The 23684-nt window shown below is 66.8% G+C and carries 20 protein-coding genes; 7 read left to right on the top strand and 13 right to left on the bottom strand.

Going from position 1 to position 23684, the window contains the following annotated elements; genetic code table 11:
* Positions 1-59 precede the first annotated feature (59 nt).
* Positions 60-1253 carry an MFS transporter gene (locus ACQZF9_RS04375; protein WP_428312047.1) on the top strand — a complete coding sequence of 398 codons (1194 nt, stop codon included), beginning with the start codon at positions 60-62 and terminating at the stop codon, positions 1251-1253.
* Positions 1254-1307: 54 nt separating this feature from the next.
* Here the strand turns inward: ACQZF9_RS04375 and ACQZF9_RS04380 are convergent, their stop codons facing one another.
* The 3 genes from ACQZF9_RS04380 to ACQZF9_RS04390 form a co-directional block, all read right to left on the bottom strand.
* Positions 1308-2111, bottom strand: coding sequence for a hypothetical protein (locus tag ACQZF9_RS04380; RefSeq protein ID WP_428312048.1), 804 nt, complete (start codon positions 2109-2111; stop codon positions 1308-1310).
* 398 nt (positions 2112-2509) lie between these two features.
* Entirely contained in the window at positions 2510-3637 is a 1128-nt protein-coding gene (locus tag ACQZF9_RS04385; protein WP_428312049.1) for a hypothetical protein, read from the bottom strand.
* A 164-nt stretch (positions 3638-3801) separates the two neighbouring features.
* A complete protein-coding gene (locus ACQZF9_RS04390; protein ID WP_428312050.1) occupies positions 3802-4353 on the bottom strand; it encodes a DUF1003 domain-containing protein in 552 nt (183 codons plus the stop codon).
* Between the two features lie 126 nt (positions 4354-4479).
* Between ACQZF9_RS04390 and ACQZF9_RS04395 the strand changes: the two genes are divergently transcribed.
* A complete protein-coding gene (locus ACQZF9_RS04395) occupies positions 4480-5052 on the top strand; it encodes a DedA family protein (RefSeq protein WP_428312051.1) in 573 nt (190 codons plus the stop codon).
* A gap of 32 nt (positions 5053-5084) precedes the next feature.
* Here ACQZF9_RS04395 and zapE read toward each other — a convergent pair whose 3' ends face one another.
* Both zapE and ACQZF9_RS04405 read right to left on the bottom strand, forming a co-directional pair.
* Positions 5085-6182: a cell division protein ZapE gene (zapE, locus tag ACQZF9_RS04400; RefSeq protein ID WP_428312052.1), complete on the bottom strand. Its 1098-nt coding sequence runs from the start codon at positions 6180-6182 to the stop codon at positions 5085-5087.
* Complete coding sequence (locus tag ACQZF9_RS04405; protein WP_428312053.1) at positions 6179-6958, bottom strand: lysophospholipid acyltransferase family protein; 780 nt, start codon at positions 6956-6958, stop codon at positions 6179-6181. The genes zapE and ACQZF9_RS04405 overlap by 4 nt, the downstream gene beginning before the upstream one ends.
* 158 nt (positions 6959-7116) lie before the next feature.
* Between ACQZF9_RS04405 and ACQZF9_RS04410 the strand changes: the two genes are divergently transcribed.
* From ACQZF9_RS04410 to ACQZF9_RS04420, 3 genes are all read left to right on the top strand, one after another.
* Positions 7117-7989: a DsbC family protein gene (locus ACQZF9_RS04410; protein WP_428312054.1), complete on the top strand. Its 873-nt coding sequence runs from the start codon at positions 7117-7119 to the stop codon at positions 7987-7989.
* Positions 7990-8138: 149 nt separating this feature from the next.
* Positions 8139-8891 (top strand): DsbC family protein, encoded by a 753-nt coding sequence (locus ACQZF9_RS04415; RefSeq protein ID WP_428312055.1) that lies wholly within the window; start codon positions 8139-8141, stop codon positions 8889-8891.
* Between the two features lie 190 nt (positions 8892-9081).
* Entirely contained in the window at positions 9082-9417 is a 336-nt protein-coding gene (locus ACQZF9_RS04420; protein ID WP_428312056.1) for a PGPGW domain-containing protein, read from the top strand.
* An 81-nt stretch (positions 9418-9498) separates the two neighbouring features.
* Here ACQZF9_RS04420 and ACQZF9_RS04425 read toward each other — a convergent pair whose 3' ends face one another.
* Positions 9499-10188, bottom strand: a complete 690-nt coding sequence (locus ACQZF9_RS04425) for a glutathione S-transferase family protein (RefSeq protein WP_428312057.1) — start codon at positions 10186-10188, stop codon at positions 9499-9501.
* A 109-nt stretch (positions 10189-10297) separates the two neighbouring features.
* Between ACQZF9_RS04425 and ACQZF9_RS04430 the strand changes: the two genes are divergently transcribed.
* Complete coding sequence (locus ACQZF9_RS04430) at positions 10298-10459, top strand: entericidin A/B family lipoprotein (RefSeq protein ID WP_428312058.1); 162 nt, start codon at positions 10298-10300, stop codon at positions 10457-10459.
* Positions 10460-10508: 49 nt separating this feature from the next.
* On the opposite strand, the gene ACQZF9_RS04435 is transcribed toward ACQZF9_RS04430, so the two are convergent.
* Together ACQZF9_RS04435 and ACQZF9_RS04440 are read right to left on the bottom strand one after the other, a co-directional pair.
* On the bottom strand, positions 10509-11285 hold the full coding sequence (locus ACQZF9_RS04435) for a siderophore-interacting protein (protein WP_428312059.1): 777 nt from the start codon (positions 11283-11285) through the stop codon (positions 10509-10511).
* Positions 11282-11965, bottom strand: a complete 684-nt coding sequence (locus ACQZF9_RS04440; RefSeq protein WP_428312060.1) for a PadR family transcriptional regulator — start codon at positions 11963-11965, stop codon at positions 11282-11284. The genes ACQZF9_RS04435 and ACQZF9_RS04440 overlap by 4 nt, the downstream gene beginning before the upstream one ends.
* A 188-nt stretch (positions 11966-12153) precedes the next feature.
* Between ACQZF9_RS04440 and ACQZF9_RS04445 the strand changes: the two genes are divergently transcribed.
* Positions 12154-13245, top strand: coding sequence for a hypothetical protein (locus ACQZF9_RS04445; RefSeq protein WP_428312061.1), 1092 nt, complete (start codon positions 12154-12156; stop codon positions 13243-13245).
* Between the two features lie 7 nt (positions 13246-13252).
* On the opposite strand, the gene ACQZF9_RS04450 is transcribed toward ACQZF9_RS04445, so the two are convergent.
* The 5 genes from ACQZF9_RS04450 to ACQZF9_RS04470 form a co-directional block, all read right to left on the bottom strand.
* On the bottom strand, positions 13253-14728 hold the full coding sequence (locus ACQZF9_RS04450) for an efflux transporter outer membrane subunit (protein ID WP_428312062.1): 1476 nt from the start codon (positions 14726-14728) through the stop codon (positions 13253-13255).
* On the bottom strand, positions 14728-17967 hold the full coding sequence (locus tag ACQZF9_RS04455; RefSeq protein WP_428312063.1) for an efflux RND transporter permease subunit: 3240 nt from the start codon (positions 17965-17967) through the stop codon (positions 14728-14730). The genes ACQZF9_RS04450 and ACQZF9_RS04455 overlap by 1 nt, the downstream gene beginning before the upstream one ends.
* Before the next feature lie 148 nt (positions 17968-18115).
* On the bottom strand, positions 18116-21214 hold the full coding sequence (locus ACQZF9_RS04460; RefSeq protein WP_428312064.1) for an efflux RND transporter permease subunit: 3099 nt from the start codon (positions 21212-21214) through the stop codon (positions 18116-18118).
* A gap of 160 nt (positions 21215-21374) precedes the next feature.
* Positions 21375-22733, bottom strand: a complete 1359-nt coding sequence (locus tag ACQZF9_RS04465) for an efflux RND transporter periplasmic adaptor subunit (RefSeq protein ID WP_428312065.1) — start codon at positions 22731-22733, stop codon at positions 21375-21377.
* Between the two features lie 642 nt (positions 22734-23375).
* Positions 23376-23675: a type II toxin-antitoxin system RelE/ParE family toxin gene (locus tag ACQZF9_RS04470; RefSeq protein ID WP_428312066.1), complete on the bottom strand. Its 300-nt coding sequence runs from the start codon at positions 23673-23675 to the stop codon at positions 23376-23378.
* Between the last annotated feature and the right edge of the window lie 9 nt (positions 23676-23684).

Here is a 23684-nt window from a genome sequence, read left to right on the forward strand (position 1 = left end):
GGTTGGGAAATCGGCATCACGTCGGCTCGCTTCGCACTTTTCTTGCGATAGTCGTGCGCATGAATCCGAACCCGACCGCCGCGCGCTGGCGCGTGCTTGCGCTGTACGCGCTGCTGAATGCGCTGATGCAATTCGAATGGCTGCGCTTCGCGCCGGTGGCCAATGACGTCGCTGCGCAGTATGGCGTCGGCGTCGGCACCGTCGGCTGGCTGTCACTGGTGTTTCCGCTGCTGTTCCTGCCGCTGGCGCTGCCCAGTGGCGCGCTGGTCGACCGGCTCCATCTGCGCATCAGCCTGCGGCTGATCGCCGGTGTGCTGCTGCTCGGCGCGCTGCTGCGCGCCCTGTTGCCCGGATTTTCCGGCCTGCTGATCGGTCAGACCGTGATCGCACTGGTGCAGCCGATGGTGATGTCGGCGATGGCGCCGCTGGCGCGTGCCTGGTTTGCGCCGTCGCAGCGCCTTACGGCGACGTCGGTGGGCACGCTGGCGCTGTTCGTCGGACTCGGCGCGGCCTTCGTGCTGATTCCGCTGGCGGCGGCCGATGTCGCCGCGTCGCAGCGTTTCGATCTGATCGTGCTCGCGCTGGTCGCACTGCTGGTGTTCGCGCTGGTGCCGCGCGATCCACCGCCGCTCGACGACGCAGAGTCGGCGACGCGGGTCGCATCCAGCAACGGCAGCGCCCGTTTCCTGCTGACGCGGCCGGCACTGCTGTTGCTGTTTGCGCTGATCTTCGTCGGCAACGGTTTCTTCAACGCGCTGTTCACCTGGATCGAGCCGATGCTCGGCGCCAACGGCCTGAGCGCGGACGCCGCAGGCCTGGTCGCACTGGCGATGCTCGCCGGCGGCGTCGGCGGCATGGTGTTCGTGCCCGCGCTACCGGGGCTGGGCGCGCGCCTGAGGCTGAGCTTGAGCGGCGCGGCGCTGCTCGGCATTCCGCTGGTGCTGCTGTTGACGCGGCTCGACCAGCTGCCGCTGCTGTGCGCGATCGGCTTGGTGCTGGGCGTGATCATGCTGGCGCCGCTGCCGCTGTTGCTCGACACCGTCAGCGGCCTGGCCGGCGCGCAGCACGGCGGCCTGGCGGTCAGCGCGTTCTGGCTGGCCGGCAATGCCGGCGCGGCGGCGGTGATCTACGCGCTGTCCTATCTGGCCGACCACCAGCTGTGGCAGCTCGCCGGCTATGCCTTCGCCGGCCTGCTGCTGCTGCAGCTGCTGATGGTGCAGGCGCTGCGCCTGCCGCGACACATGGCCGGCTGAAACGAAAATCGGCGCCACCAGGGCGCCGATTGTTTTGCAGCAGACCGAGTAGGGTCAGCGGGAGTCGTGGCGATACACGTAGGGCGTACGCGGCGCCGGACGCACCACGCCGATGCCGGCATTGGCGCCGACGTTGACGCCGCCGCCGTAGGGGCCGTTGACGCCGGCATGGGCACCCGCGCCGATGCCGCGGCCACCGCCGGCATTGGCACCGGCGCCGACATTGACCGAGCCGCCGCCGGGGCCGCGGATGCCGACGTTGGTGTTGGCGTTGACGCCGCGACCACCGCCGACGCTGGCACCGCTGCCGACGTTGATGCCGCCGCCACCCGGGCCGCGGACGCCGACATTGGCGCCAGCGCCGATGCCGCGACCGGCGCCAGCTCGCGCACCGGCACCGACATCGATGCCGCCGCCGCCGGGGCCGTGCAGGCTGACACCGCTGCCGACGCCCAGACCGCGGCCGCCGCCGGCATTGACGCCGGCGCCGACGTTGAGTCCGGCGCCGCCGCCACCACCGACCGCGCCGCCGGCAATGCCCAGCGCGCCGCGTGTCGCATCGCGCGCGATGCCGATGCCGCCGCGGGTGGCGTCGCCCGCAATGCCGAGCGCGCCGCCGACGATGTTGCCGACCAGGCCGCGGCTCTGCGGCCGGCGGTCTTCGTAGTACTCGTCGTCATAGCGGCTGTCATAGCGGCTGTCGTAACGGCTGTCGTAGCGATCGTCGTAGCGGCCGCCGTCGACATTGATGCTGACGTTCGCGTTGGCGGAAGCGCCGCGGCTTTGTGCCAGCGTCGGCGATGCGGCGACGGCAAGGCCGGCCGCGAGCAGGGTGTAGGGGAATAGTTTTTTCAGCATGACGCGTCTCCAGGAGCAAGCCAGCAGACTGCAGCCGCGCCGCAGTCCTGTAAATTGTCCCAAATGTTTACGTACGTGCACATAGCCAAAGGCTCACAGCCGGGTCAGCTTTTTGCTCGCCGTCACACTGGAGAACCTCTGATCCAGTCCTGCACGTCCGCGCCGGCGTCAAAACCGGCGCGATGCAAGGAAGGCGCGACGATATGTATTGGACCTACATGAGGAGCGACTGACGCCGCAGCCTGCCGGTTTTGGCGCCGGCCCTTCGGGTTGCCCCGGAAATGTCGCCATGCCGCGTTGCTCGTCCCTTGTTTGGAATCACCAAACCGCGGGGCTCGCGCCTTGCCTGGCGGCATCTCCGGGGCAACGCGGACGCGCAGGACTGGATCAGAGGTTCCCTAGCCGACCAGCAGCCACACCGGATCGTTGACCGGCGGCAGCAGCTTGGGCGCCGGTGCGTCGACGCCGATGCCGAGCCGCTGATACAGCCCCAACAACGGATCGGCGAGCGAGCCGTGCTGGCTCAGCGCCTCGATGCGCGCGTCCGGGCACAGCCAGCGCAGGCTCAGCAGCGCGGTGCTCAGGGTGCCGACGATCTGCGCCTGGCCCAGCCACGGCGCGTAGGCCTCGATCGGCAGCCGCGAGTCCAGCTCGGCGAGGTGGCTGCGGTCGACGTCGAGCAGCCAGTCGCTGCTGCGCGGATGGCGTTTGACCGCGACCGACTGGCCGTTGCGCAGAGCCTGATCGAGCCGCTGCGACAGGGCCGCGCGCAGCGCCGGATCGGCGCGCAGCAGATGATCGTGCGGCAGGATCAGCAGGCTGTCGAAGCCGCGCGTGATCGCCGCGCCCTGGCTGCCCTCGATCAGCCGCTGGCACAGCGCCTGTACCTCGCTGCGCCGGTACCAGTACGGGTCCAGCGCCAGCCGCGGCTTGGTCGCCAGCTGCGGATGCGCGTGTTGCGGGAACGCCAGCCAGGCGTATTCGACCCAGCGCGAACTGCCGAGCGAGGTCGGCTTGTCGTACCAGCTGCCGTAATGCATCCGGCTGCTCCAGCGCTCGAGCCGGCGCAGCAGATTTTCGTAGCGGCGCGGCCTCAGGCTGCTCAGCCCGGAATACGAAAACGTGCCGTCGTCCAGGTAGGCGCCGAGCGTGTAGCGACGCCGGTTTGCGTGCGCCATCGCGTACTGGAATTCCACGCGCCGGTCGTTGCCGCCGATGATTTCGTCGGGCTGGGTTTCGTCGACCAGCGCGGCGATCTGGCGCAGCACGACGCGCGTGCGCAGCAGCTTGCGCAGCGGCGACTTGCCGATCGCCGGCAGCGAGGAAATCTGCAGCCCGGGCAGGTTCAACGATTGCAACAGCGGCAGCCAGGGATCGCGCCGGTCGCCGCGCTGGTCGATCAGAACCAGGCGGCGCCGCGCATGCCGGTACGGCCCGAACAGCAGGCCGAGCGCGCAGAACAACTGCCAGGGCGTGGATACCAGCACCAGCAGGCTGGACGCCTGTGGCTTGCGTAGGGACGTCATCGTCGAGGTCCGGTTGGCAGCGGCGTATCGCGCTGCGTTCTCATGCGGGAGTCCCGACTGTATCGATTGCTTCGCCGGCGCAGGGCGTTACGGCGGCGCGCGGCCGCACTTTTATATGCTCAGTCTTTGTGAGGACGGCTTCGGCTATCCATCTGCAGTGAGGTTTACGTGCGCTGGTTCTTCAACAGCGCGGTCAGCTCGTCGATCTGCGCCTGCTGCTTCTCCAGCAGCGCAATGATCTGGTCGGCGCGCATCGCGTCGAATTTCTCGTGCAGCGCCATGATCTCGATTTCGGCCTTGAGGTTCACCGCGTAATCGCTTTCGGCGCTGAGCCGATCGCGCGCGTTCTGGCGGTTCTGCGACATCATGATCACCGGCGCCTGCAGCGCCGCGGTCATCGACAGCAGCAGGTTCAGGAACACATACGGATAGGGGTCGAACGCGGTCCTGCCGAGCAGCTCGGTGTTGAGCACGGTCCAGGCCAGCAGCAGGCCGGTAAAGATCAGGATGAAGCGCCACGAGCCGCCGAACGCGGCAACGCCGTCGGCCAGGCGCTCGCCGAACGTGGCGGTGTTGTCGGCGTCGTGCAGCTGGGTGCTGATCGCGCGCCGCTGTCCGACCTGCTCGACCACGGCCAACTCGTTTTCGTCGAGGTTGGGGCGGCTCTTGCCGATCCAGCGCAGCGCGGCGGCGGCGGGGTTGCTAGCGCGGGTCATCGAGTAGGCTCCTGTTCTATTGCGGGCGCAGTGCCGGCTCGGGCGAGACCGCGCCCGGCCATGGCATCATCGGCGGATGACCATTATGTTCCGGCTCGCCACGCGGATCACGCGGCGCGCGGCCTCGTGATCGAAGAACTCATCGCCCGCTGGGGCTATTTCGCGATTGTCGTCGGCACGTTGTTCGAGGGCGAGACCACCTTGCTTGCGGCCGGCGCGATGGCGCATCGCGGCCTGCTGTCGCTGCCGATGGTGCTGGCGGTGGCGTTCTTCGGCGGTGTGCTCGGCGACCAGATCTGGTTTCAGATCGGCCGCCGCTTCGGCCAGCCCTTCATCGACCGGCGTCCGGCCTGGCGCAAGCGCCTGGCCTTCGTAGACCGATTGTTGAGCCGCTACGGCACGATGTTCGTCGTGCTGTTCCGCTTTCTGCCGGTGCCGCTGGTGCGCACCATCACGCCGGTGCTGCTGGGCTCGCGCGGTTACCCGATGTGGCGCTTCACCGCGCTCAACGTCGCCGGTGGCGCGCTGTGGACGGTGCTGCTGACCGCGGCTGGCTACGGCCTCGGCGCGGCGCTGTCGGGCATCATCGGCCGGCCGATACGGCCCAAGGAATTGCTGCTCGGCGTGCTGATCGCCGGTGTGCTCAGCTGGCTGCTGTATCAGCTGATTTCGCGGCTGCGGCGCGGCGCCGAGGTTTGAAGCAATCCCGGGTTTCACCCGGGCTGTGCGCCTCAAACCAGATGCGGCTTCGCCAGGTATTCCTCGGACTGCATTTCCTTGAGCCGCGACAGCGTGCGCTTGAATTCGAAACGCAGCTTGCGGCCGGCGTAGAGCTGGTCCTGCGGTACCGCCGCGGCCAATAGCAGCTTCACGCCGCGGTCGTAGAACTCGTCCACCAGGTTGATGAAGCGCCGCGCCGCGTCCTCGTTGTCGACATTGAGCTGCGGAATGCGCGAGATCAGCACGGTGTGATATTCGCGGGCCAGCTGGATGTAGTCGGCGGCCGAGCGCGCGGTTTCGCAGATCTCGGTGAAGTCGAACCAGACCACGCCGTCGGCACGGCGCCGCGTGCGCAGCTGGCGGTTCTGCACCTCGATCGGCAGGTTGGTTTCGCCGGGCTTTTGCGCGATTTCCTGGAACCATTGCTCCAGCCGCGCATCGGCCTGCGCATCGAACGGCGACAGATACAGCTGCACGCGCGTCAGCGTACGCAGCCGATAGTCGACGCCACCGTCGACGTTGAGCACGCGCAGCTGCTGCTTCAGGCGCTCGATCGCCGGCACGAAGTTCTGCCGCTGCAGGCCGTCCTTGTACAGCTCGTCCGGCGCGCAGTTGCTGGTCGCGACCAGGGTCACGCCCTCGTCGAACAGGTATTCGATCAGGCGGCCGAGGATCATCGCGTCGGCGATGTCGGAGACGTAGAACTCGTCGAAACACAGCACGCGCACCTGGTGCGAAATCTCCAGTGCGACCAGCTTCAGGGGATCGCGCTTGTGCGAGTAGGTGCGGCGGCGCTCGTGCACGTCGAGCATGAAGCGGTGAAAGTGCGTGCGCTGCTTGTACTTGAACGGCAGCGACTCGTAGAACGCGTCCATCAGATAAGTCTTGCCGCGGCCGACGCCACCCCACATGTACAGGCCCTGCACCGGCGGCCAGGTCAGCCGGTCGCTGAGCAGTTTCTTCTTCGGCGCCTGCGCCAGCAGCTCTTGCTGAACCCGGTCGAGCGCGTCGACCGCCGCGGCCTGGGAAGCATCGGAGACGAAGCCGCTGCGCGCCAGATCCTGCTGGTAGCGCTGCCGCGGCGACAGCGTGTTTTCGGGCTCGCTCATGCGACTTCCGCGTTGGGGTCGATGGCGTCGTCGGCGCTTGCCGGCAGATGCGTGTCGGGCTCGCCGCACAGCGCGAGGATCTGCGCGCGCGCCGCATCGCGCAGCTGCGCGGCGCTGCCGCCGACCGGCAAGGGCGCCCCGATGTCGACGTCGACGCGACTCCAGCGGAAGCGCGTTTTCGCGCCGCCGAGCAGCTGGCGCGTGCCGCGTATCGTCACCGGCACCACCGGCACGCCGGCTTTCGCCGCCAGCAGAAACGCGCCGTTCTTGAACGGCAGCAGGCCGGCTTCGGCCTTGAACGTGCCTTCGGCAAAAATCGCCAGCGATTCGCCGGCCTGGATGTCGCGCAGCAGCGCGCGCGTCTGCACGGCGCCGGCGCGAGCACTCGTGCGATTGACGAAGCGATAACCCATTTGTTTGAGCACGCGGCCGGCGTAGAACCATTGCGCGACGCCGTGCTGGATGACGAAACTGAAACGCGTCGGCAGCGCCGCGGTCATCACCATGCCGTCGAGATAGCTGGCGTGATTGGAGACGACGATGCAGGGCCCGGCCGGCAGGTTTTCGGCACCGCGCACGCGAAACGGCACCAGCATCAGCAGCATCCCCAGCCGCACGCCCCAGGCGCCGAGCTGCCGGCGCAAGGTCTGGCCCGGCAGCACCAGGATCAGCGGGCAGATCAGGATGAAGGTGTTGATGCAGAACACAACCGTCGCGTAGGCGGTATACAGCCAGCCCAGCAGCGAGCCGATCAGGGAAGGGGAGCGGGGTGACATAGGCCGCGGATTATAAGGCCAAGCCCCGCCGCGCTCCTTACAATGCGGGCAGCGATGAGCACCCCCAATCTCCCTTCGCCCCGCGCCGCCGCCGCGCGCCCGATTCGAGCCGGGATCTTGCGTAAGTGGCATCATGCAGGCCCGGCCGCCGCGCCGGCATGCGATCAAACCGGATCACCCTGGATTACCTCGTGAAGACCTTGCGCCATAGCCTGACCCTGTTGCTGACCCTGCTTTTCGTCGCCGCCTGCAAGCCGCCGACGCCGGACGCTGCCGACAAGGCCGCCGTCGACAAGGCCGCACAAGCCACGGCCGTGGCGCCGGCCAGCGAAAATCCCGCCGAGCTGGCCGCGGTGCGCGCCGCGGTCAAGGCCAACATGCCCGACCTGGACCCGGAGCAGATCCGCTCCACGCCGATGCCGGGCATTTACGAAATCCAGATCGGCATGAACTTCGGCTACGTCACGGCCGATGGCCGTTACCTGATCGCCGGCGACCTCACCGACCTGAAGACGCGCCAGGAACTGACCGAAGACCGCCGCCGCGACGCGCGCGTCGCCCTGGTGGAGAAAATCGATCGCGAAGGCTTCATCGAGTTCGCGCCGGAGAACATGCCGGCCAAGTACACGGTCACCGTGTTCACCGACGTCGACTGCGGCTACTGCCGCATGCTGCATCGTCAGATCAAGGACTACAACGCGCTCGGCATCGCGGTGCGCTACGTGTTTTTCCCGCGCAGCGGCGCCAATACGCCGTCGTTCTACCAGGCCGAAGAAGTCTGGTGCTCGGCCGACCGCAAGGCCGCGCTGACCCGCGCCAAGAGCGGCATCGACCTGAACTCGGACAAGAGCTGCCCGAACCCGGTGATGGCGCATCTGCAGGCCGCCGCCGAACTCGGCCTGCGCGGCACGCCGTCGATCGTGCTGCCGGACGGCGAGCTGGTGCCGGGCTATCGGCCGCCGGCCGATCTGCTGGCGGTGCTGCAGCAGAAGAACGCCGAGCAGGCGCTGCCGCCGGCGCCGACGGGTTGATCGATTCGTTTTATCTCCTTCCCCCATTGGCGTGGGAAGGCCGGGATGAGGGCGCGACGCCAGCGCGGCTCCGCGACGACTCGCCCCCACCCCAACCCTCCCCCGCAAGCGGGGGAGGGAGTGCGAGCCTGCGGCGATGGATCGGCGCGGTGCTGCTGCTGATTGCCGCAACGCCGAGCTTCGCGGCCGACGCGCCGGTGGATGCCGAACTCGAGCAGATGCGCGACCGCCTGGCCACGCGCCTGCCCGAAGTGCGCCGTGAAGATGTACAGCGCTCGGCCGCGCCGGGTCTGTTCGAGGTGCGCGCCGGCGTGACCTTCGGCTACGTCACCGCCGACGGCAAGTACGTGATCTCCGGCGAGATGGCGAATCTCGACAACGGCGAGCACATCACCGACGCGCGTCGCGACCAGTACCGGTTGAAGGTCGTGCAGGGCCTGCAGGCCGACGCGATCGAGTTCGCGCCGGCGCAGGCCACGCAGTGGATCACCGTGTTCACCGACGTCGATTGCCACTACTGCCGGCTGCTGCATCGCGAAGTGCCGGAGTTGAACAAGCTCGGCATCGGCGTCCGCTACCTGTTCTTCTCCAAGTACGGCGCGCCGTCGCAGGCCTTCGATCGCGCGCGCGTGATCTGGTGCCAGAAGGACCAGCAGGCGTCGTTGAATGTCGGCCTGCTGTCCGGCGTCGTGCCGTCGCGCGAGGCCAGCTGCAAAGACCCGGTGCGCGCGCAGTACCAGGCCGCGGTCGATCTCGGCATTCATGGCACGCCGGCGATCATCCTGCCCGACGGCGGCCTGAGCTATGGCTACGCCAAGGCAGACGCGATCGTGCAGGAGATCAGCGATCGCGCGGCCGCGGCGGCGCAGCAGTTAAGCGCACAGCCCGCTGCGGCGCCTTAGGGAACCTCTGATGAAGTCCTGCGCGCCCGCGTTGCCCCGAAAGGCGGTGGCCGAAAGGGGCGCATTGCGGCGTCTCTCCTTCCTCATGTACGTCCGGTACATTTCGTCAGTCGTTCCTTGCACTGCGCCCCTTTCGGTCACCGCGCGGACGTGCAGGACTTCATCAGAGGTTCCTTAGCGTTTCGCTGACATGCTCGACACACTCAAACAACAGTGGGAACAGTTCAAGGCGCAGCAGCCCGGCACGCGCTTTCAGGCGCAGCATCGTCGCGGCCACCAGGGTGCCAAGTCGCCGATGGCGCGCGTCGTGCGCGCGGTACTGGCCGTGGTCATCACGCTGGTCGGACTGGTGATGATGCCGGCACCGGGCCCCGGCATGCTGGTCGTCGCCTTCGGCCTGGTGCTGCTGGCGCGCGAATCGCTGATGGTCGCGCGCCTGCTCGACCGTGCTGAGCTGTGGCTGCGGCCGCGTGCGCTGCGCGTCGTCGCCTGGTGGAAGCGACGTCGCGCGCCGGATCGGGCATGAGCCGCGCTCGGGATTGATCGTTTGAAGTGACCGCGCGGTGCGGACGTCGGCAGTGCCGGCGCAAACCCGTTGCCGACGATCTCAGGGCTGGTGTTTGCGGTAGTCCGCGATCAAGGTGCCCGCAGCCCGCACTTCGGCTTCGTGGTCGGTCTCGCGCCAGGGCTCGTCGAGACCGGCGTGGTACCACTCGCGCATCGCCGGCAAGGCCAGCAAGCGCGCAGCATAGGCCGCCGCCACGCTGCCCAGCGGCAGCGCGTAGGTCTGCACGCGGAACGCCACCGGCGCGAAGAACGCGTCGACCGCGGTGAACGAGGTGCCCGCCAGGAAGGGGCCGCCGAAACGCGACAGGCCCTCGTTCCACAATTCTTCGATGCGATCGATATCGCGCTGCAGATCGTCGGCGATCAGCAGCGGCGTCACGCGCAGCCCGCAGTTCATCGGACACTTCGAGCGCAGCGCGCCGAAACCGGAATGCATTTCACTGGCGGCGCTGCGCGACCAGGCGCGTGCGCTTTGGTCTGCGGCCCAGACCCGCGCATGGGATTCGGCGAGGTATTCGACGATCGCCAGTGAATCCCAGACGGTGATGTTGCCGTCGACCAGGCAGGGCACCTTGCCATTTGGCGAGAAGCGCCGGAACGCATTCCAGCTCGAACCGGCAGCAAACGGCACCAGCTGCTCTTCGAAAGCGATGCCGCACTCGCGCATCAGCAGCCAGGGACGCAGCGACCAGGACGAGTAGTTCTTGTTGGCGATGTAAAGCTGGAGCATGGCGGTCTTCAGCGCAGAGCGACGCCGAATAGTAGCCGGGACGCAGGCGGGCGTTCAGTCTCGCCGCTGCATGCTGGCGGTGGTCGTACTCATCCACAGGAGAAACATTATGAAAAACCTCATCGGAACCTTCGCCACACTGGCGATGCTCGCAGGCGCCAGTTCGCTGGTCGGCTGCAACACCATGGAAGGCGCCGGCAAGGACGTCGAGAAGACCGGCCAGGTGATCCAGAAATGCGCCGACACCACCGACCCGTCCTGCAAGCGTTAACCGTCGTAGCGATATCGCGACCCGCGCAGGCCCAATGGCCGCGCGGGTTTTATTTTTTCCAGTAGCCGGCCGCTTTGATCCAGTCCGGATCGTGGCCGCGCTGTTCGACCAGATGGTCGCGTATCGCCATCGCGCGTTGCGATTCGGTCGCGATCCAGATGTAGCAATCGCCTTGCGGCAGTTCGATCGTCGCGAGCTTGCGTTGCAGCAGTACGCCGGCATCGGCGCCATTGCGATGCAGCCAGTACACATGCGTGTTTAACGGCAGCGCCTGTTGCTCGTCGGCGCTGGCGACTTCGCCGACGACGACGATGTTGCTGCCAGCCGGCAACTCCTCGATGCGCCGCGCGATCGAGGGCAGCGCGGTTTCGTCGCCGGCGAGCAGATAGCTGTCGAAGTCATTCGGCGGAATCGACGACCCGCGCGGACCGCCGACGCCGATCCACTGACCGATCCGGGCCTGCGCGGCCCAGGTCGCCGCCGGGCCTTCGCCATGCAGCACGAAGTCGATGTCGAGCTCGCCGGCGTCCGCATCAAAGCGCCGCGGCGTGTAGTCGCGCGCCGGTGAAAAGATCGTGCCTTCGGGCAGGCTCATTGGCTCGCCGGAGAACGTCGGCATGCGCGGCCGTTGTTCGCCGGGCAGCGGAAAGAACAGCTTTACGTGATCGTCCGGCGACGGGCTGCTGAAGCCTTGGAGATCGGCGCCGCTCAAGGTGACGCGGCGCATTTTCGGCGTCAGATCGACCACGCGTTTGACCTGCAGCTGGCGCGGCACCAGGCGATGGCGCACGCGGGTGAAGACATGCGCTTCCGCTGCTTCGATCATGACCCCGCCTTGCCGATGTCGGCGACGGCCTTGTCGATGATCGCGGTCACGCGCGCGGTTTCGGCCGTGTCCCAGTTGCGCTCGTGCGCCATCAGCGCCTGCTTCAGCTGCTCCACCGAATCGCGAATCGCATTGGGCACGCTGAGCTTGGCGCGCATCCGCGCCGACATTTTCAGGCCCTGCTTCACCGCTTCGACTTCAGCGAGATTCTGCTGCAGGAAGCGGCGGCCTTCGTCGGTGATCGCGTACTGCTTCTTGGCGCTTTCGTCGGCCTGATGGATCGCGGCGTAGCCGGATTCTTCGAGAAACGTCAGCGTCGGGTAGATCGCGCCGGGGCTGGGCGTGTAGGTGCCGCCGGCCAGATCCTCGATCGCGCGGATCAGCTCGTAGCCGTGGCGCGGCTGCTCGGCGATCAGCGACAGCAGCAGCAGCTTCAGGTCGCCCTGGCCGAACATGCGGCTGGAGCGTCCGCCGCCGCCATGGCGCGGATCGCGGCCGCGCGGGTCGTCGCCGCCGTCACGGCCACCAAAAGGGCCGCCGCCGAAGGGCCCGCGGTGATGCCGGCCGATCATCGACCACAGGCCGTGCAGGCGCTCGTGCAGATCTTGCTGGTGATGGGAGGAGGGGCCGCCATGGCGGCGGTCGTCGTGGTGTGAGTGATCGGAAAAATGGCGATGCATGAGTGCTCCTAAAGCGTGATATGTCTTAAGTAAATTACTTAAGTAACTATCATAAGATATATCGTAACAAAATCGAATGCAACACCCTCCCCGGGTCGGTATCGTCGGCAGTGCCGCCTGATATGTTTTCCCGTGCGGCATCCAGGCCGGGTCGGGGGACCCGCGTGCTATCGATGGGGAAGAATCCAGTGAAATCATTTGCCACCCGCCGCTGCTGCTTGGCGGTTTTGTTGTTTGCCTGTGCGCCCGCATTCGCCGGCCAGGCCAGTTACCAGGCCCTGCAGACCGGCAATCCCGGCACGCCCGGCGACGGCGTGTTCGTGTCGCCGCCCTTTGACGACGAGTCCTACGAGCTGAAGACGCCGTACCCGATCGTTGGCATCGACGACGGCGTGATGTTCACGCTGTTCCCGAAAGCGCCGGTGCAGTTCACCGTGGGTGCCGACTGGGACCGCGTGGGCTTTCAGCTCGCGCTACCGGATCTGTCCTGTTACGCCAGCACCGGCCTGCCGATCAACGGTCTTGTGACGGTCAAGGGTGCCGCTGGCGGTTACGCGTTCCTGTCGCTGGAAACGATGCAGTCGCTGTATCAGATACTGCAGCAGTACTGTTCGACCGCTACCGGCGTCGGCTTCGAGCAACTCGTCGTCAAGGCAGTTTCGGCGATTTACACGGTGACCGACGGCAGCGAGCCGCCTTATGCGCACGTCAACGATCTGGACGCGCTGGCGCTGGGACTCAGCAGCCAGGCCGTGCCCGGCAAAGACAGCCAAGTGGCGGACCTGAAGGCCAGCATTTCCGAAGGGCTCGATCCGATCGCTCCGGGAGCCGGCGGCTCCCTGTTTTTCGACGTGCAGAACATCGGATCGAAGCCGGCCAAGCAGGCGACGGCGAAGGCAACGCTTCCGGACAACGTGCAGATCGGATCGATTTACGCCAATGGCTGGAACTGCAGCAAAAAAAAGAATCAGCTGGAGTGCGTCTACCCGTCGACGATTCCAGGCGGAGGCTATAAGGATTTTTACGTGGATTTCCAGGCGCCTGCCGAGCCGCAGGTCCTGACCGCGAAACTGAAAGTCGGGGCGAGCAACGACGCCGACAGCTCGAACAACACCGCGGTCGAAAAAACCACGGTGAGTTCCTGCACGCTCAGCCAGGTGCAGAACTTCCTGTTGCAATACCCTGCGACGTTCATCGTCGATGCCGATGGATCGCGACAGGCGAAACCCGGTCTGAATCCGGATGCCTGCCGGGCCGCAGCGGCGCCCGCATCGCGCTAATGAACGCTCAAGGGACGGGGGCTTCCCAGCCGCCGCCCAGGGCCTGGATCAGCGCCACCGCCGTGGTCTGGCGGTCCAGCGAAGACTGGATCAAGGTGCGGCGCGCCGACAGCGCCGAGGCCTGGGCGGTGACCACTTCGGTGTAGCTGACCTGGCCGGCCTTGTACTGGTTGAGGATCAAGCGCTCGTTCTCGTCGGCGACGGCCGAGGCCTTGGCGCGCAGCTCCTGGGTGCGTTCCAGCACGCGCACGCCGGTGAGCTGGTCCTCGACGTCGGCGAACGCGCTCAGCACGGTCTGGCGATAGGTCGCCACCGCCTGGTCGTAGGCCGCGCGCGACTGCGCGATCTGCGCCTTGCGCGAGCCGAAGTCGAGCAGCGTCTCGGTCGCCGACACGCCGATCGACCACAGCATCGACGAGGCGCTGAACAGGTCGCTGAGGCTGCTGGTCTGCGAGCCGTAGGACGCGCTCAGCGCCAGGCTCGGGAAATACGCGGAGCGGGCGATGCCGACCTGGGCGTTGGCGTTGGCGACGCGGCGCTCGGCGCCGGCGATGTCCGGGCGGCGCTGCAGCAGCTCCGACGGCACACCGACCGGCACGCTCGGCACGACGCCATTCCACGGTGCCGGTTCCAGCCTGAAGTTCGCCGGCGCCTGGCCGACCAGCACCGCAATCGCGTGCTCGAGCTGGCCGCGGCTGCGCGCCAGGCCTTCCATGTCGGCCTGCGTGCCGTACAGCTGGGTCTGCGCCGACAGCACGTCGGTGCGCGGTGCGATGCCGGCCTTGTAGCGGTTCTGCGCGATCTGCAGCGCGCGCTCGTAGCCTTCGAGCGTGGCTTTCAGCAGTTCGATTTCGGCGTCGCTTTCACGCAGCGACAGATAGTTGGTGACGAGTTCGCCCTGCGCCGACAGCGTCGCGCTGGCCAGGTCCGCGGCGCTGGCCTGCTCGCTGGCGGCGGCGCCTTCGACGGTGCGTCGCAGCCGGCCCCACACGTCCGGCTCCCAGCTCGCGCCGATGCTGGCGCGGTAGCTGTTGTTGATGCTGCCACCGCCGGATACCACCGTGGTTTCGCCGGTGGTGCTGTCGGTGACGGTACGGCTGCTGTTGCCGCCGCCGCTGTCCGAGCGCGTCGCGCTGCCGGTCAGGTCGATGGTCGGGAACAGCCCGGCGCGCTGCTGCGCGACCAGCGCGCGCGCCTGCGCATAGGCAGCCTGCGCGGCGGCGACGTTCTGGTTGGAGACAGCGACCTGCTTGGCCAGTGCGTCGAGCTGCGGATCGTCGAACACCGCCCACCAGTCGCCGCGATGCACGGCGTCGGCGGGCTGCGCCGCGGCCCAGCCATCGGCCTCTTTGAACGAGGCGGAAGAGGCGATGTCGGGGCGCGCGTAGTCGGGGCCGATGGCGCAGCCGGTGGTCAGCACCGCCGCTGCGGCGAGCGCAAAAACAGACAGGCGAGCGGCACAGATGTCGTCGAAATTACTCATCAAGCTTCCTGCGGATCATTCAAGTGGCGGCTCAGCCTGGCCTCGTCCGGACGGCGGCGGCGTAGCTTGTCCATGTAGACGTAGACCACCGGCGTGGTCAGCAAAGTCAGCAGCTGGCTGGCGATCAGGCCGCCGATGATCGCCACGCCCAGTGGCCGGCGCAGTTCCGAGCCTTCGCCGTAACCGATCGCCAGCGGCAGCGCGCCGAGCACCGCCGCCAGCGTCGTCATCAGGATCGGGCGGAAGCGCAGTACGCAGGCTTCGCGCACCGCCTCCAGCGCCGTGAGCCCGCGCGATCGTTCCGCGTCGAGCGCGAAATCGATGATCAGGATCGCGTTCTTCTTGACGATGCCGATCAGCAGGAACAGCCCGATCAGCGCGATCAGCGAGAACTCCATGTTCAGCAGCAGCAGCGCGATCACCGCGCCGACGCCGGCGCTGGGCAGAGTGGACAGCACCGTCACCGGATGCGCGTAGCTCTCGTAGAGCACGCCGAGCACGATGTAGATCACCACGATCGCCGCCAGGATCAGCAGCGGCTGCTGGCTCTGCGATTCCGCGAACTGCTTGGCCTGGCCCTGGAAGCTGGCGGAAATGCTGGTCGGCATGCTGATGTCGGCTTCGGCCTGCTTCACCAGAACCTGCGCGTCGCTGAGGCTGACACCGGTTTCGAGGTTGAACGAAATCGTCGTCGCCAGCGTCGCATCCTGGTGATTGATCGAGGTGGCGGCGGCGCGTTCGGAGATCGTCGTCAGCGCCGCCAGCGGCACCATCTGCGCGGTGCTGGTGGCCAGCGCCGAGCCGGTGGAAGGATCGCGCAGCGCCGGGTTGGCGGCCTTGGTTCCGGTGCTGTCGGTGCGCGTCGCCGCGTCGCCGGTCGCCGCGGTATCCGTCGCGTTGGTGCCGCCGGTCGCCGCACTGCCGGCCGGCACGTAGACATCGCCGAACGCCAGCGGACCTTCGCGATAACGCAGCGCCGTGGCCAGGATCACGCTGTACTGGTTGATGTCCTCGTAGATCGTCGACGCGGTGCGCTGGCCAAAGGCGTTGTACAGCGCGTTGTCGATCGCGCGCGGCGTGATGCCGAAACGCGAGGCGGTGTCGCGGTCGATGGTGACGAAGCTTTCGACGCCATTGGCCTGCTGGTCGGTGTTGACGTCGGTCAGCTGCGGCAGCGTTTTCAGCCGCTCCGACAGCTTGGTCGCCCAGGTTTTCAGCAGCGCCGCGTCGTCGCCCTTGAGCGTGTACTGGTAGGTCGCGTTGGCGGAGCGGCCGCCCATGCGCAGATCCTGTACCGGATTCAGGAACACGCTGACGCCGGAGATCTGCGCCAGCTGCGGCCTGAGCCGCGCGATGATCGCCGAGCCCGGCTCCTTGCGCTCGGCCAGCGGCTTCAGGTCGACGAACATGAAGCCGCCGCCGGCGCGGGTGCCGCCGGTGAAGCCGACCACGGTCGACACGCCGGGGTCCTTGCGGATCACGTCCATGATGTTCCTCAGCTTGGTCGACATCGCCTGGAACGAAATGCTCTGGTCGGCCTGCAGGCCGCCCATCAGCTGAGATGAATCCTGCTGCGGGAAAAAGCCCTTCGGGATGATCGAAATCAGATACCAGTTCAGCACGATGACCGACACCAGCAGCAGCATCACCATGCGCCGCGACTCCAGCGCCCAGTCCAGCTGTCTGACGTAGCTGCGCTGTACGAGCGCGAAGCCACGTTCGGCGACGCGCGCGAGCCGGCCGGGCTTGTGCTCGGCGCCGGGCGGGCGCAGCAGCCAGGCGCACATCATCGGCGTCGTCGTCAGCGAGATCACCAGCGAAATCGTTACCGCCACCGACAGGGTCACCGCGAATTCGCGGAACAGCCGGCCGACCTGGCCGGCCATGAACAGCAGCGGGATGAACACCGCAATCAGCGACAGCGAAATCGAGACCACGGTGAAGCCGACTTCCTTGGCGCCGAGCAGCGCGGCTTTGAAGCGGTCCATGCCGGCTTCGATATGCCGCGTGGTGTTTTCCAGCACGACGATGGCATCGTCGACGACGAAGCCGGTGGCCACGGTCAAGGCCATCAGCGACAGATTGTTCAGCGAATAACCGAGCAGGTACATCACGCCGAAGGTGCCGAGCAGCGACACGATCGTCGCCACCGCCGGGATGATCGTCGCACGCAGGTCGCGCAGGAACACGCTGACCACCAGCACCACCAGCACGATCGACGCGACCAGCGTGAACTCGACATCGTGCAGCGAGGTGCGGATCGAGTTGGTGCGGTCGGAGGCGACCTGCAGCTTGATGCCTTCCGGAATCTGCGCCTGCAGGCCGGCGATCGAGCCGCGCACCGCGTCGACGGTTTCGATGACGTTGGCGCCGGGCTGCTTGCGGATCAGCACGATGATCGCCGGCTGGCCGTTGAACAGGCCCAGTGTGCGCTCGTCGGCCATGCCGTCCTTGACCTCGGCGACATCGCCGAGCCGGATCGGCGCGTTGTTCTTCCAGGCGACGATCAGGTTGCGATAATCGGCGGCGACGCGGCCGACGTTGTTGGTGTAGATCTGAAAGTGCTCGCTGTCGCTTTCGAGCGCGCCTTTCGGGCGATTCGCGTTAGCCGATTCGATCGCGGCGCGCACGTCCTCCAGGCTGACGCCATAACGGTTCAGCGAAAACGGCACCACCTCGATGCGCACCGCCGGCAGCGAACCGCCGCCGATCTCGACTTCGCCGACGCCGGGAATCTGCGCGATCTTCTGCTGCAGCACATTGGTCACCGCCTCGTACATCACCGCGGTCGACGAGGTTTCGGACGTCAGCGCCAGCACGATCACCGGCGAGTCCGAAGGGTTGGCCTTGTTGTAGGTCGGATTGCTGCGCAGCGAGGCCGGCAGATCGGCGCGCGCCGCGTTGATCGCGGCCTGTACCTCGCGGGCGGCGCTGTCGATGTTGCGTTCCAGCGCGAACTGCAGATTGATGCGCGTGCTGCCGGTGCCGCTCTGCGAGGTCATCTCGTTGACGTCGGAGATGATGCCGAGACGGCGTTCCAGTGGCGTGGCGACGCTGGTCGACATCGTGTCGGGGCTGGCGCCGGACAACTGCGCCTGCACCGAAATCACCGGGAAATCGACTTGCGGCAGCGGGGCGACCGGCAGCACGAAGAAGCCGCCGATGCCGGCCAGCGCGACACCGATGGTCAGCAGCACGGTGCCGATCGGGCGGCTGACGAAGGGCGCGGAGAGGTTCATGCGCTTTTTTCTCCCCTCTCCCTTCGGGAGAGGGTGCCCCGGAGGGGCGGGTGAGGGCGGTCATCGACTGCCAGTCCCTCACCCGGCGCTGCGCGCCACCCTCTCCCGGAGGGAGAGGGCAACAACAGCGCGCTGCGTTTCTCGCATCTCATCGTGGAACGCCAACCACAACCGATTTATGACCACCGCGCAGCCGCTGCCCCAGCCGGTCGAACATCAGATAAATCACCGGCGTCGTAAACAAGGTCAGCGCCTGGCTGACGATCAGGCCGCCGAAGATGCTGATGCCGAGCGGGCGGCGCAGCTCCGAGCCTTCGCCGACACCGAGCATCAGCGGCACCGCGGCGAACAGCGCCGCCAGCGTGGTCATGATGATCGGCCGGAAGCGCAGCAGCGCGGCCTGATGGATCGCCTCGCGCGCCGGCAGGTTCTGCGTGCGTTCGGCGTCGATCGCGAAATCGATCATCATGATCGCGTTCTTCTTGACGATACCGATCAGCAGGATGATGCCGATGATGCCGATCACGCCGAGGTCGCTGCCGGTGATCATCAGCATCAGCAGCGCGCCGACACCGGCGCTGGGCAAGGTCGACAGGATCGTCAGCGGATGCACGTAGCTCTCGTAGAGCACGCCGAGCACGATGTAAACGCAGATCACCGCGGCCAGGATCAGCCACAGCTGGTTGCTAAGCGAATTCTCGTAGGCGCTGGCGGCGCCGAGGAAGGTGAGACTGACCGCGGCCGGCATGTCGATGTCGACGGCGGCCTTGCGGATCTGGTCGACCGCGTGCCCCAGCGACGTGCCGCTGGCGGTATCGAAGCCGATCGTCGTCGCCGGATACTGCGCGACATGGGTGATCTGCAGCGGCGATTGCTGCTCGCGTATCGTCGCGAACGCCGACAGCGGTGTCGAGGCGCCGCTGCCGGATTTCAGATGCAGCAGGCCCAGCGACTGCGGATCGGTCAGCAGGTCCGGCCGCGCTTCGAGAATCACGCGGTACTGGTTGGTCTCGGTGAAAATCGTCGAGATGATGCGCTGGCCAAACGCGCTGTACAGCGCGTCGTCGACGGCGGAGGCGGTGATGCCCAGGCGCGAGGCGGTGTCGCGATCGACGTCGACCAGCGCCGAGTAGCCGCTGGCGCCGGCGTCCGAGGTGACGTTGCGCAGCGCGTCGACTTTCTGCAACTGCGCGGTCAGCTTCTTGGCCCATTCGGTCACGGTCGGCGTGTCCGCGCCTTCCATCGACACGCGGTACTGCGTCGGCCCGGTTTCGGCGTCGATGGTCAGATCCTGCGTCGGCTGCAGGTACAGCCTCACGCCGGCGACATTGGCGGCGCGCTGCTTGAGCCGCTGCATGATCTCGTCCTGCGAGCCGCTGCGATCATCCTTCAGGTTGATGAACATGCGGCCGGTGCTGAGCAAGGTGCTGTTGGCCGCATCGACGCCGACGAAGGAACTCAGGTTCTCGACCGCCTCGTCCTGCAGGATCGCCTCGGCCGTGGCCTGCTGCAGCTTCTGCATGCGCGCGAACGACACCGACTCGGAGGCCTGCACGCGCGCCTGCAACTGGCCGGTGTCCTGGGTCGGGAACAGGCCTTTGGGTATGACGATGTACAGCAACGCGGTCAACGCGAACGTGGCGAGTGCCACCAGCAGGGTCGCGCCCTGTCGCGCCAGCACCCAGGTCAGCATGCGGTCGTAGCGCGCGATCACGCGGTCGAAGCCGCGCTGGATCTTGCCGCCGAGCCCGCTGGTGGCGGTCATCGAATGATTCTTCAGCCAGCGTGCCGACAGCATCGGCACCAGCGTCAGCGACACGACCGCGGAAATCAGGATCGTGATCGCCAGCGTCACCGCGAATTCGCGGAACAGCCGGCCGACGACATCACCCATGAACAGCAGCGGGATCAGCACCGCGACCAGCGAGATGGTCAGCGAGATGATGGTGAAGCCGATTTCGCTGGCGCCTTTCAACGCGGCGGTGAAGGGCGGATCGCCTTCTTCCAGATGACGCGAGATGTTTTCGATCACCACGATCGCGTCGTCGACGACGAAGCCGGTGGCGATGGTCAGCGCCATCAATGACAGGTTGTTGAGGCTATAGCCCATCAGGTACATCACGCCGCAGGTGCCGATCAGCGAAATCGGCACCGACAGGCTGGCGATCAGCGTCGCCTGCGGGCTGTGCAGGAAGAAGAAGATCACCAGCACCACCATGACCACGGCCAGCAGCAGCTCGATCTGCACGTGGTGCACCGAGGCGCGGATGCCGGTGGTGCGGTCCGACAGGATGTCGATATGCACGCTGTCCGGCATCGTGCCCTGCAGGTCGGCGAGGCGCGACTTGATCGCGTCGACGGTCTTGATCACGTTGGCGCCAGGCTGGCGCTGCACGTCGAGAATGATCGCGGGTTTTTGATTGGCCCATGCGCCGAGGCGAGTGTTCTCGGCCGCGTTGACCACGCGCGCGACGTCGCGCACGCGCACCGGCGCGTTGTTGCTGTAGCTGACGATCAGGCTCTGATAGTCCTCGACCGTCAGCAGCTGATCGTTGGCGTTGATCGAATACGCGCGGCTGGGGCCATCGAAACTGCCCTTGGCGCTGTTGGCGTTGGCCGCATCGATCGCCGATTCCAGCGTCGACAGCGCAATGCCGTAAGACGCCAGCGCCTGCGTGTCGGCCTGGATGCGCACCGCCGGGCGCTGGCCGCCCGACAGCGTGACCAGGCCGACGCCGGACACCTGGCTGATTTTCAGCGACAGCCGCGTGTCGGCGAGATTGCGCACCTCGGTCAGCGGCAGGGTGTCGGAGGTCAGCGCCAGCGTCAGCACCGGCGCGTCGGCCGGATTCACCTTGGCGTACACCGGCGGCGCCGGCAGATCCGCCGGCAGCAGCGAGTTGGCGCCGTTGATCGCGGCCTGCACTTCCTGCTCGGCCACGTCGATCGCCTCGGCGAGCGTGAACTGCAGGGTCACGATCGACGCGCCCGCGGTGCTGACGCTGCTCATGCGCTGCAGCCCCGGCATCTGGCCGAGCTGACGCTCCAGCGGTGCGGTCACGGTCTGGCTCATGACCTCGGGGCTGGCGCCCGGATACAGCGTCTGCACCTGGATCGTCGGATAGTCGACCTCGGGCAGCGCCGACAGCGGCATGAACTTGAAGCCGACCAGACCGGCGAGCACGATCGCCGCCATCAGCAGCGCGGTGGCGACCGGGCGCTCGATAAAGGGACGCGAAGGGTTCATGACGCGAACCTCGCGTCTGTGCCCCTCTCCCGCGTGCGGGAGAGGGTGGCGCGCAGCGCCGGGAGCGGGCTTGCGCCCTCAGCCGAAAAGCCCCTCTCCCCCCGCTGCGCGGGACCCTCTCCCGCACGCGGGAGAGGGGACAACGGCGGCCTCGATCGCATCACGGCGTGCCCGGCGCAGCCGGCTTGTCGCCACCCGGCGCCGCGCCATCCTTGCGCCGGCGATGTTCGCGCTTCTGGCCATCCGCGTTCGGCGGGCCTGCGGCGCCGGCCGGCTTCACCGCGTCGGCGGGCAGCATCACGCGACCGCCTTCCTGCAGGCGGTCGCCGCCTTCGGTGATCACCACTTCGCCGACCTGCAGGCCGTCGACGATCTGCACCTTGTCGTTGGTTGCCTGGCCGCGCCTGACCTTGCGCATCGCCGCGGTCTGGTCGTCTTTCAGGATCCAGACAAAGTCGCCGTCGGCGCCATTGCGGACCGCCGAAACCGGCAGGGTCACCGCGCCTTTGATCACACGCAGCGTCAGCCGCACGTTGACGAACTGGCTGGGGAACAGCGCGCCATCCTTGTTCTCGAAACGCGCCTTGGCCTTGACCGTGCCGGTGGTGGTGTCGACCTGGTTGTCCAGCGTCGAAAACACGCCGCTGGCCAGCGTGTTGCTGCGCGTGCGGTCGAGCGCGGTGATGCCCAGTGCCTCGCCCCTGGCCACCGGTGCGGCGATCTCGCCGACGCGATCCTGCGGCACCGTGAACTCGACATCGGTCGGCGAAATCTGCGTGACGACGACGATGCCGCTGCTGTCGCCGGCGCCGATGTAGTTGCCGGCGTTGATCACGCGCAAGCCGGCGCGGCCGCTGATTGGCGAGCGGATTTCGCTGTATTCCAGATTCAGCTGCGCGGTGCCGGTCGCAGCGCGATCGGCGGCGACCGTGCCTTCGAGCTGCTTGGCGGTCGCGGCCTGCGTGTCGACGTCCTGCTCGGCGATCGAGTCCTGAGCCAGCAGGGTCTTGTAGCGTTCCAGCGTCAGCTTGGCATTGTCGAGTTCGGCCTCGTCGCGTTGCTGCTGCGCCTTGGCCTGAGCCAGCGCCATCTGGAACGGACGCCGGTCGATCACCGCCAGCACGTCGCCCTTGTTGACCATCTGCCCTTCGCGGAAGCGGATCTCGGTGATAACGCCCGACACCTGCGGCCGCACGGTGACGCTGGCCGACGGCGTCACCGTGCCGAGCGCCTCCAGGATCACCGGAATGTCGGTGCTCTCGGCCTTGGTGGTGCCGACCGTGGTCGCACCGCGCCGCCCGCCACCGCCAGGCCCACCGGGACCACCGCCTGGAGGCGCACCGGCGCCGGGTCCTCCAGGACCGCCAGGGCCGCCTATGCCGTTCTGCGCCGCCGGCCGGTGCTTGAAGTAGTAACCGATACCGACCATGCCGGCGATGATCAGCAGCACCACGATGGTGCCGATGATTTTCGTCCGCCCGCGCTGACGTGACGGTCGCTGCGTTGTTGCGTTCCCCACCGGAAAACCTCTGCTGGTCAGATGCTGGTCTGTCGTTGTTCTTGCGTGCCGGACACGCTGGCGCCGCGCCGCACCTTACTGCGCCGGCGTCACCATCGACGCGGCTGGCACCGTAAAGTTTCGTTACGCGGAGTAAGCGGGCCCGGGACGGCCCCTGCTGGCGGCGCCATCCTAGGCGACAACTGTGCAGGAAATTTGCACCCGCCCCGGGCACAATAGCGCTCCGTGCTGAACCGACGGCGAGCGGAGAGGCGGCAGAGTGGTCTATTGCGGCGGTCTTGAAAAACCGCTGAACCGCAAGGTTCCGGGGGTTCTTGTCTCAACCAGCCCCGTGTACATCTAATCCATAGTGCTGGGGGCTTGGATCTGGTGCGTCTAGGCTTTGGCTTTGCTGCGCGCGCGCTCAGGCCGCTTATTGTCCGAAACGTCTGAAGTGGCCGCGGAGTGGTTTTGCAGTTGCAGTTGTCTCGCTGTTGACCACGCAACCCTTGCCAGAGCTTCATTGACGCGAATACGCGCTTGACCGGGTCACGTATCTCGGCATCCATGTCACCCTCGGCCCTGGCGGCCGCATGAAAATATTCCGCCCGTGGCCAGGTCAAAATGCTCCAGCAAACGGCGACCCCGAGGCCTCCCCGATAATCAGTGGTAGTCGTTTTCTCGTGCGTGGCGTACCGCGAGGACAGTGAGCAGATCGTCGCCCTCGATCTCATACAGGGCCACATATCCGGAGTTACCAAAGCTGATCAGCAACTCGCGAAGGAATGGGTTATCCGCCCTTGCCTTACGACATGCGAATGGAAACTCCTGAATGAGTTCCCAGGCCTTGTCTATCTTCTCTAGCGCTCGGCGTGCCGCCAAGACGTCGCGCTCAGCAAGGAATGAAAAAAGCTGCTCAAGATCTTCTTGGGCGGCTGCAGTGAAACGTATCCGTCGAGTCATCAGCGGTGC

This window comes from Hydrocarboniphaga sp., from assembly GCF_965279055.1.
Taxonomy (GTDB): Bacteria; Pseudomonadota; Gammaproteobacteria; order Nevskiales; family Nevskiaceae; genus Hydrocarboniphaga.

Coding starts and splice junctions, on each gene's coding strand:
- ACQZF9_RS04375 (WP_428312047.1), top strand. CDS start 60: ATGAATCCGAACCCGACCGCCGCGCGCTGGCGCGTGCTTGCGCTGTAC.
- ACQZF9_RS04380 (WP_428312048.1), bottom strand. CDS start 2,111: ATGCTGAAAAAACTATTCCCCTACACCCTGCTCGCGGCCGGCCTTGCC.
- ACQZF9_RS04385 (WP_428312049.1), bottom strand. CDS start 3,637: ATGACGTCCCTACGCAAGCCACAGGCGTCCAGCCTGCTGGTGCTGGTA.
- ACQZF9_RS04390 (WP_428312050.1), bottom strand. CDS start 4,353: ATGACCCGCGCTAGCAACCCCGCCGCCGCCGCGCTGCGCTGGATCGGC.
- zapE (WP_428312052.1), bottom strand. CDS start 6,182: ATGAGCGAGCCCGAAAACACGCTGTCGCCGCGGCAGCGCTACCAGCAG.
- ACQZF9_RS04405 (WP_428312053.1), bottom strand. CDS start 6,958: ATGTCACCCCGCTCCCCTTCCCTGATCGGCTCGCTGCTGGGCTGGCTG.
- ACQZF9_RS04410 (WP_428312054.1), top strand. CDS start 7,117: ATGCGATCAAACCGGATCACCCTGGATTACCTCGTGAAGACCTTGCGC.
- ACQZF9_RS04420 (WP_428312056.1), top strand. CDS start 9,082: ATGCTCGACACACTCAAACAACAGTGGGAACAGTTCAAGGCGCAGCAG.
- ACQZF9_RS04425 (WP_428312057.1), bottom strand. CDS start 10,188: ATGCTCCAGCTTTACATCGCCAACAAGAACTACTCGTCCTGGTCGCTG.
- ACQZF9_RS04430 (WP_428312058.1), top strand. CDS start 10,298: ATGAAAAACCTCATCGGAACCTTCGCCACACTGGCGATGCTCGCAGGC.
- ACQZF9_RS04435 (WP_428312059.1), bottom strand. CDS start 11,285: ATGATCGAAGCAGCGGAAGCGCATGTCTTCACCCGCGTGCGCCATCGC.
- ACQZF9_RS04440 (WP_428312060.1), bottom strand. CDS start 11,965: ATGCATCGCCATTTTTCCGATCACTCACACCACGACGACCGCCGCCAT.
- ACQZF9_RS04450 (WP_428312062.1), bottom strand. CDS start 14,728: ATGAGTAATTTCGACGACATCTGTGCCGCTCGCCTGTCTGTTTTTGCG.
- ACQZF9_RS04455 (WP_428312063.1), bottom strand. CDS start 17,967: ATGAACCTCTCCGCGCCCTTCGTCAGCCGCCCGATCGGCACCGTGCTG.
- ACQZF9_RS04460 (WP_428312064.1), bottom strand. CDS start 21,214: ATGAACCCTTCGCGTCCCTTTATCGAGCGCCCGGTCGCCACCGCGCTG.
- ACQZF9_RS04470 (WP_428312066.1), bottom strand. CDS start 23,675: ATGACTCGACGGATACGTTTCACTGCAGCCGCCCAAGAAGATCTTGAG.